The sequence below is a fragment of the Mesorhizobium sp. M7A.F.Ca.CA.003.01.2.1 genome (genome assembly GCF_003998945.1).
Taxonomy (GTDB): Bacteria; Pseudomonadota; Alphaproteobacteria; order Rhizobiales; family Rhizobiaceae; genus Mesorhizobium; species Mesorhizobium ciceri.
This window is the reverse complement of sequence record NZ_RZRA01000149.1, coordinates 1-7,649: the sequence shown is the minus strand read 5'-3', so window position 1 is coordinate 7,649 and position 7,649 is coordinate 1. Positions and strand designations below refer to the sequence as shown.

Annotated in this window: 7 protein-coding genes; 1 reads left to right on the top strand and 6 read right to left on the bottom strand. The window is 62.8% G+C overall.

Annotated features, from left to right (window positions below; genetic code table 11):
- A partial coding sequence (locus EN969_RS08900; RefSeq protein WP_164758190.1) for an acyltransferase occupies window positions 1-1,002 on the top strand: 1,002 nt, incomplete at its 5' end.
- 47 nt (window positions 1,003-1,049) lie between these two features.
- Here EN969_RS08900 and EN969_RS08895 read toward each other — a convergent pair.
- From EN969_RS08895 to pcsA, 6 genes are all read right to left on the bottom strand, one after another.
- Window positions 1,050-2,117 carry a BMP family ABC transporter substrate-binding protein gene (locus EN969_RS08895; protein WP_013531647.1) on the bottom strand — a complete coding sequence of 356 codons (1,068 nt, stop codon included), beginning with the start codon at window positions 2,115-2,117 and terminating at the stop codon, window positions 1,050-1,052.
- A 49-nt stretch (window positions 2,118-2,166) separates the two neighbouring features.
- On the bottom strand, window positions 2,167-3,087 hold the full coding sequence (locus tag EN969_RS08890; protein WP_024503273.1) for an ABC transporter permease: 921 nt from the start codon (window positions 3,085-3,087) through the stop codon (window positions 2,167-2,169).
- Window positions 3,087-4,217 carry an ABC transporter permease gene (locus tag EN969_RS08885; RefSeq protein ID WP_013531649.1) on the bottom strand — a complete coding sequence of 377 codons (1,131 nt, stop codon included), beginning with the start codon at window positions 4,215-4,217 and terminating at the stop codon, window positions 3,087-3,089. Before EN969_RS08885 ends, EN969_RS08890 begins: the two co-directional genes overlap by 1 nt.
- On the bottom strand, window positions 4,214-5,791 hold the full coding sequence (locus EN969_RS08880) for an ABC transporter ATP-binding protein (protein ID WP_063168006.1): 1,578 nt from the start codon (window positions 5,789-5,791) through the stop codon (window positions 4,214-4,216). Before EN969_RS08880 ends, EN969_RS08885 begins: the two co-directional genes overlap by 4 nt.
- Before the next feature lie 133 nt (window positions 5,792-5,924).
- The gene (locus EN969_RS08875) at window positions 5,925-6,902 is read right to left on the bottom strand and encodes a quinone oxidoreductase (protein ID WP_063168005.1); all 978 of its coding nucleotides are present in this window, start codon (window positions 6,900-6,902) and stop codon (window positions 5,925-5,927) included.
- A 57-nt stretch (window positions 6,903-6,959) separates the two neighbouring features.
- Window positions 6,960-7,649, bottom strand: a 690-nt coding sequence (gene pcsA, locus EN969_RS08870) for a phosphatidylcholine synthase (protein ID WP_164758189.1), incomplete at its 5' end; no start/stop codon positions are given.

Genomic DNA, 7,649 nt, shown 5'->3' with positions numbered 1-7,649 from the left:
GCTGCCGAGGGCATTCTGGCTGAGGGTTATCCGCTTGCGGCACCGTTCGCCCTCTACGGCTATCTCGGCGTCAATCTGTTCTTCCTGATCAGCGGTTTCGTCATTGCCTGGTCGGCGGAAAACCGCAGTTGGGACCAGTTTGCGGTCGCGCGGTTCGTTCGCCTCTATCCGGGCTTCCTGCTCTGCATGACGATCACCTTCGCGATTGTCTTCCTTGCCGGGTCGCCGCTGCTTTCGGCCTCTTTCGTTCAGTATGCCGCCAATCTGTCGATGTTCGCGCCGGCGTTCGGCCAGCCCTTCATGGACGGCGTCTACTGGTCGATCGTTCTTGAGCTGGTGTTCTACGGCTGGGTGACGCTGGCGCTGCTCACCGGGCTGTTTCAGAAACGCAAGCTGGAGCTGATCTTGATCTGGCTGGCGATCTCGGCCTTGAACGAGTTCTTCATCGGCAGCGGCGCCGCCAGGCTGCTGTTCATCACCGAGTTTGGACCGTTCTTCGCCGCCGGCGTGCTGGTCCACCACCTGCATGCGCATGGCCGTTCACTGCCTGCAATGCTGCTGCTTGCCGCCGCGTTCCTGATCTCCTGCGGCACGCTGTCGGTGACGCAGCACTGGATGCTTGGCCACTACGGCATTGCCGTTTCGTCGGCCAATCTGGTCATCGCCAACGTCGTCATGCACGCGGCCTTGATCGGTGCGGTGCTGCTGCGCGGCCGTATCAGGGCATCGGGGCTCACCCTGGCGCTGGGCGGGCTGACCTATCCGCTCTATTTGCTGCACCAGGACATCGGCTATCTCGTCATCAATGCGGCAACGCCCCTTATCGGCAAATGGTTTGCCGCCTTTGGCTGCGGCGCACTTATGCTTTTCGTTTCGTGGGCAATCTGGCGCGCCTGCGAACGACCCGCACAGCGGCTGCTGAGGATTTGGCTCGGCCGCGCGGTCGATGCTGGCCTGGCGCGATTTCGTCGCGTCTCAGCCGGAGCGCAGCCCGCCGAATGAAAAAGGGCGCCTCGCGGCGCCCTCCTCATTTCGATCTCTTGCGCTACTTACTGCGGCAGCTTGTCGTCGACACCCTTCACATAAAAATTCATGCCGAGCAGCGTGCCGTCATCGGCGACTTCGCCATCCTTCAGCCACGGCGTGCCGTCTTGCTTGGCGATCGGCCCGGTGAAGGGGTTCCAGCCGCCGGCGATCTTCTTCTCGGTGGCCTCCGCCATCGCCTTCACGTCGTCGGGCATGTTGGTGTAGGGGGCGAGCTTGACCGCGCCGTCCTTGATGCCAAGCCAGACATTGTCCGGCTTCCAGGTGCCGTCGAGGGCTGCCTGGACCCGGCTGATGTAATAGGGACCCCATTCGTCGGTGAGCGAGGTCAGCTGCGCGTTCGGCGCGAACTTGATCATGTCGGAGGACTGGCCGAAGCCGTGCAGCTTGCGCTCCTCGGCCACCTGCAGGGCAGCGGTCGAATCGGTGTGCTGGACAATAATGTCGGCACCCTGGTCGAACAGCGCCTTGGCGGCGTCGGCTTCCTTGCCCGGATCGAACCAGGAATTCACCCAGACGATCTTGGCCTTGAAGTTCGGGTTGATCGACTGCGCGCCGAGCATGAAGGAGTTGATGCCCATCACCACTTCGGGGATCGGGAAGGAAACGATGTAGCCGGCAACGCCTGCCTTCGATTCCTTGGCGGCGATCTGGCCGAGCACATAACGGCCTTCATAGAAACGCGCATTGTAGATGCCGAGATTGTCAGATGTCTTGTAGCCGGTGGCGTGCTCGAACATCACCTTCGGGAATTTCTTGGCGACCTTCACTTCTGGGTCCATGAAGCCGAAGGAGGTGCCGAAAATGATCTTGCAGCCTTCGCGTGCCAGGCGCTCGAAAGCGCGGTCGGCGTCGGGGCCTTCCGAGACGTTTTCAAGATAGGCGGTTTCGACCTTGTCGCCGAGCGCCTTCTCCACTTCGAGACGGCCCTGGTCGTGCTGGTAGGAATAGCCGAAATCGCCGATCGGGCCGGTGTAGACCCAGCAGGCCTTCAGCTTGTCCGCGGCCTCGGCCGTCGCTGCCAGCGACATGGCGGCGGTCGTGGTCATCAGGGCAATAAGCAGTTTTTTCATCGTGTTACCTCTCTGAGTTAGCCTTGGAGCTTCCCGTTTGTTTTTGTTGTCAACGATCCGGAACGAATGGCTGCCCCAAGGAAGCCGGCGTGTTCATCATCGTCAGACGCTTGTTGCGCGAGATTAGAACGAGAACCACGACGGTTGCCAGATAGGGCAGCGAAGAAAGGAACTGTGAGGGCACTGGAATGCCAAAAGCCTGTGCATGAAGCTGGCCGATCCATACCGCGCCGAAGATGTAGGCGCCGGCCAGCACCCGCCATGGCCGCCAGGAGGCGAACACCACCAGCGCCAGCGCGATCCAGCCGCGGCCGGCGCTCATGTTCTCCACCCATTGCGGCGTGTAGACCAGCGAGAGATGGCCGCCGGCGAGACCGGCACAGGCGCCGCCGAAGATGACCGCGAGGTATCGGTAGCGGATGACCTTGATGCCAAGCGCATGCGCCGAGGTGTGGCTGTCGCCGATCGAACGCAGCGTCAGCCCGGTGCGGGTCTTGAACAGGAACCACATGACGGCGGCGGTCAGTGCGATCGAGATGTAGAAGATCGGATCCTGGCCAAACAGCAGCCTGCCGACCACAGGGATTTCCGTCAGGCCGGGAATGTCGAGGTTGGGCAGCCTTTCGCCGGGCTGGCCGACGAAGCTGGTGCCCATCATGCCGGACAGGCCAAGGCCGAGCAGCGTCAGCGACAGGCCGGTCGCCACCTGATTGGTGGCCAGCGACAGCGTCATGACGGCAAACAGCAGCGAGAACACCGCGCCCATGGCAATGGCCGCCAAAAGGCCGATCCAGGGTGATCCGGTGAGATAGGTTGCGCCGAAGCCGCCGACGGCGCCCATGATCATCATGCCTTCGACGCCGAGATTGAGTACGCCGGAGCGCTCGACCACCAGCTCACCGATTGCCGCGATCAGCAGCGGCGTTGCCGCGGTGGCGATGGTCAGAAGGATGTTTACGGTGATGTCCATCAACGGGCTTCCTTCAGCTTCGGTGCGGCTTCGAGTTTGGCCACGCCTTCCGGTTTGGTCAGCGCCAGGCCGACCAGACGTATGCGGTAGTGGATGAGCGTGTCGCAGCCGAGCACGAAGAACAAAAGCATGCCCTGGAACACCCGCGCCACCTTGTCGGAGATGCCGAGCGCGCTCTGCACTGCTTCGCCGCCGAGATAGGTCAGTGCCAGCACCAGTCCGGCGGCAACGATGCCAAGCGGGTTGAGACGGCCGAGGAACGCCACGATGATGGCGGTGAAGCCGTAGCCGGGCGAAATGACGGGCTGCAGCTGGCCGATGGCGCCCGAGACCTCCGAGATGCCGGCAAGTCCCGCCAGCGCGCCCGACAGCAGGAAGGCAAAGAACACCATCCGGTTGAGGCCGAAGCCGGCGAAGCGTCCTGCCCGCGGGCTCGAGCCCAGCACGCGCACCTCGAAACCTTTCAGCATGCGGCTCATCAGGATCCAGACCAGCACCGCGGCGACCAGCGCGAAGACAAAACCCCAGTTTGCCCGTCCGGCATCCGGCATCAGTTCCGGCAACACGGCCGAATCGTTGAACTGGATGGTCTGCGGGAAGCCATGGCCCTGCGGATCGCGCCAGGGGCCGCGCACCAGCCAGTCAAGGAAAAGTTGCGCGACATAGACCAGCATCAGGCTGGTCAGGATCTCGTTGGTGCCGAAGCGCGTCTTGAGCAGAGCCGGGATCGCCGCATAGGCCGCACCTCCGACCATGCCGAGCAACAGCATCAACGGCAGCACCAGCGGGCCTTCGAACTGCGGAAACAGTACTGGAAGCATCGAGCCAACGATGCCGCCGAGGATGAACTGGCCTTCGGCGCCGATGTTCCAGATGTTGGCCTTGTAGCAAACCGACAGGCCGACAGCGATCAGGATGAGCGGCGCGGCCTTGATCGCCAGCTCATGCAACTGCCAGATTTGGCTGATCGGCTCGATGAAATAGATGTTGAACGCAGTCAGCGGATTGACGCCGAGCAGTGCGAACATGACGGCCCCGGCAATGATGGTCAGCGCGAAAGCGATGAACGGCGACAGGGCCGAAAACAGCATGGAGCGCTGCGGGCGTTTGACGAGTTCGAGGCGCATCATGCCGTCTCCAACGTGTGTTCGGCGTGACCGGGTTCGGCGCCACCCATCAGCAAGCCGACCTTCTCGAAGGTCGCTTCGGCGATCGGCATCGGCTTCGACAACTCGCCATTGTGCATGACCGCGATCGCATCCGAGATCTCGAACAGCTCGTCGAGATCCTGGCTGATCACCAGCACCGCTGATCCGCTGCGCGACAACTCGATCAAGGCCTGGCGGATGTGGGCGGCAGCGCCCGCATCGACGCCCCAGGTCGGCTGGTTCACCACCATGACGCTTGGCCGGCGGTCGAGTTCGCGGCCGACGATGAATTTCTGCAGATTGCCGCCCGAAAGAGCCGCGGCCTCCGGATCCGGCGCGCTCTTGCGCACGTCCATCGCCTCGATGATGCGTTGGGACGCGGCCTGGATGGCGGCGCTCTTGACCATTCCGCCGGAACCGACGAACGCCTTGCCGTCGGTGGCATGGCGCGACAGCAGCAGGTTTTCGGAAAGCTTCATGCGCGGTGCGGCACCGTGGCCGAGGCGCTCCTCCGGCACGAAGGCAGCGCCCAGCAGGCGCCGTCCGGTGATGGTGAGGCTTCCCGAATCCTTGCCGCGAATGCGCACCGAGGCGGCATCCTGCTGCAGCACTTCGCCCGAAACGGATTCGAAGAACTCGCCCTGACCATTGCCGGCGACGCCGGCGATGCCGATCACCTCGCCGGCGCGGACGTTCAGGTTGATGCCCTTGAGCGGGATCGAGAACGGCGTCGCCGGTTGGCGGCTGAGATTGCGGATTTCGAGCAGCGGCTGCGCCTTGTCGATGCCCTCGACCGGCGCGCGCACCACGGCCTGCACCTCATTGCCGACCATCATTCGCGCCAGCGAAGAGGCTGTTTCCTCACGCGGATTGCAATGGCCGACCACCTTGCCGTGGCGCAGCACGGTGGCGCGGTCGCAGATGCGTTTGACCTCTTCGAGCCGGTGCGAGATGTAGAGGATGGATTTGCCTTCCGAGCGCAGGCGCTCCAGCGTCTCGAACAGCTTGTCGGCTTCCTGCGGCGTCAACACCGAGGTCGGTTCGTCCAGGATGATGAGCTGCGGCGTCTGCAGCAGGCAGCGGATGATTTCGATGCGCTGGCGCTCGCCCACCGACAGGTCGCCGACCAGCGATTCAGGATCGAGCGGCAGGCCATAGCTGAAGGAAAGCGCCCTCGCCTTCGCAGCGATGCTGCTGATCGGCGAGCCGTCGTCCAGCGACAGCGCGATGTTTTCGGCCGCGGTCAGCGCCTCGAACAGCGAAAAATGCTGGAACACCATGCCGATGCCGAGCTTTTTCGCGACGCCCGGGCTGGAAATCCTGACGGCCTGACCGTTCCAGAAGATCTCGCCGGCATTGGGCTCCAGCGAGCCGAAAAGCATCTTGACCAGCGTCGACTTGCCGGCGCCGTTTTCGCCGAGCAAGGCGTGGATCTCACCCCTGGCGATGTCGAGATCGATATGATCGCACGCCGTCAGCGTGCCGAATATCTTGGTGAGGCCACGCACCTCAAGCAGGTTCGTGCCGTCCTGATTTGCACTCACAGTGCCTCCCATCTGGTTAGCCAGACATGTTCTGTGTTCCCGCAGGCATGGTAGGCGCGGCCGGCTCTCATCGGAAAGCGGCACACGTCTTGAAAGAGCTTCAAGAATTTCAGCGGAAATTCAAGGGATAGCAAGGCAGAACGAACTAAGGGATGAGAATGGTCGTCCCTGTGGTCCTGCGGCCCTCGAGGTCGGAATGCGCCTTGCCGGCGTCCTTCAGCGCGTAGCGCTGGTTGATCCGGATCTCGACCGCGCCGCTGAGCACGACCTCGAACAGGGCGGCAGCAGAAGCGTCGAGGTCCTCGCGTTTTGCGTTGTAGACGAACAGTGTCGGCCTTGTTGCGAACAACGAGCCCTTCTGTGCCAGCAACGACATGCTGAACGGCGGTATAGGTCCCGAGGACTGGCCAAAGCTGACGAACATGCCGAGCGGCCGCAGGCAGTCGAGCGAAGCCGGAAACGTGTCGTTGCCGACCGAATCGTAGACGACATCGCATTTCTTGCCGCCGGTGATGGCGGCGACGCCGGCGACGAAATCCTGTTCCTTGTAGTTGATGACGTGATCGAAACCATGCGCCCTGGCGAGCTCGATCTTGTCGGACGAGCTGGCGGTGCCGATGACGGTGGCGCCGAGATGTTTTGCCCATTGGCCGAGGATCAGGCCGACGCCGCCTGCAGCGGCATGGAACAGGATCGTGTCGCCGGCCTTCACCTTGAACGTCCGGCGCAGCAGATATTCCGCGGTCATGCCCTTCAGCATCATCGCTGCGGCCTGTTCGTCGCTGATGCCATCCGGAACCTTGACGACGCGGCTGGCATCGATGACGCGTTCTTGCGCGTAAGCCCCCGTCGTCACGGCATAGGCGATGCGATCGCCCGGATTCAGCCAGTCGACGCCATGGCCGACCTCCAGCACCACGCCGGCGGCTTCGCTGCCTGGCACGAGCGGGAAGCCGCCGGGTGGCGGATAGAGACCGGAGCGATGGTAGACATCGATGAAATTGAGGCCGATCGCGGTGTGCCGGACCAGGATCTGCCCGGATCCCGGCTGGCCGGGATCAGCGTCCTCATAGGTCAGAACTTCCGGGCCGCCATTGGCATGAATGCGGATCGCTTTGGACATTGCTAGGCTTCCTGTGGGCTAGGCTTGTGGGGCCAGGCTCCCTGTGGGAGTGGCCGATCAGGCCTTTTTGGCACCGAGATTGGGAAAGAACTGCATGATGCCACCGATGCAGGCAAGATAAAGCCCGGTGATGGTGATGCCGATCTTGGTGAAGGTGCTGACCTGCTCGCCCAGCACGCCGATCTGATCGTAGAAGGCGGCGAGCGCCGCTTGGGCCAGGGCAAGCGCGCCGAAAGCGCACCACAACAGGGTCATCCCAAGGTTGATGCGCCGCAGCCGCACCACCCGCACCGGGTGGATGAAGTTGATCGGCACGAAAGTCAGGACGCCGGCCACCACCACCACCGCGAACGAAACCCATTGTCCGGGCTCGATGACGAACAGGGTGAACACCACCATGTTCCAGACCACCGGGAATCCCTTGAAGAAATTCTCCTTCGTCTTCATGCCGGTGTCGGCATAGTAGATGGCGCTGGAAACGACGATGATCGCCGCCGACAGGAATGACAGGCCCTCGCCCATGAAGCCGCGCTGATAGAGCGCGAAGGCCGGGATCAGCACGTAGGTCACGTAGTCGATGATGTTGTCGAGCAGTTCGCCCGACCATGTCGGCAGGATCTCCTTGACCTCGAGTTTTCTGGCGATCGGCCCATCGATGCCGTCGACGAACAGGGCCAGCCCGAGCCACCAGAACATTGCGGTCCAGCGCTCTTCACTTGCCGCCACGAGCGACAGGAAGGCCAGGAA

What these genes read in the sequence shown, in the direction of transcription:
- EN969_RS08880 (WP_063168006.1), bottom strand. Translation starts at nt 5,791, where the DNA reads ATGGGAGGCACTGTGAGTGCAAATCAGGACGGCACGAACCTGCTTGAG.
- EN969_RS08895 (WP_013531647.1), bottom strand. Translation starts at nt 2,117, where the DNA reads ATGAAAAAACTGCTTATTGCCCTGATGACCACGACCGCCGCCATGTCG.
- EN969_RS08890 (WP_024503273.1), bottom strand. Translation starts at nt 3,087, where the DNA reads ATGGACATCACCGTAAACATCCTTCTGACCATCGCCACCGCGGCAACG.
- EN969_RS08885 (WP_013531649.1), bottom strand. Translation starts at nt 4,217, where the DNA reads ATGATGCGCCTCGAACTCGTCAAACGCCCGCAGCGCTCCATGCTGTTT.
- EN969_RS08875 (WP_063168005.1), bottom strand. Translation starts at nt 6,902, where the DNA reads ATGTCCAAAGCGATCCGCATTCATGCCAATGGCGGCCCGGAAGTTCTG.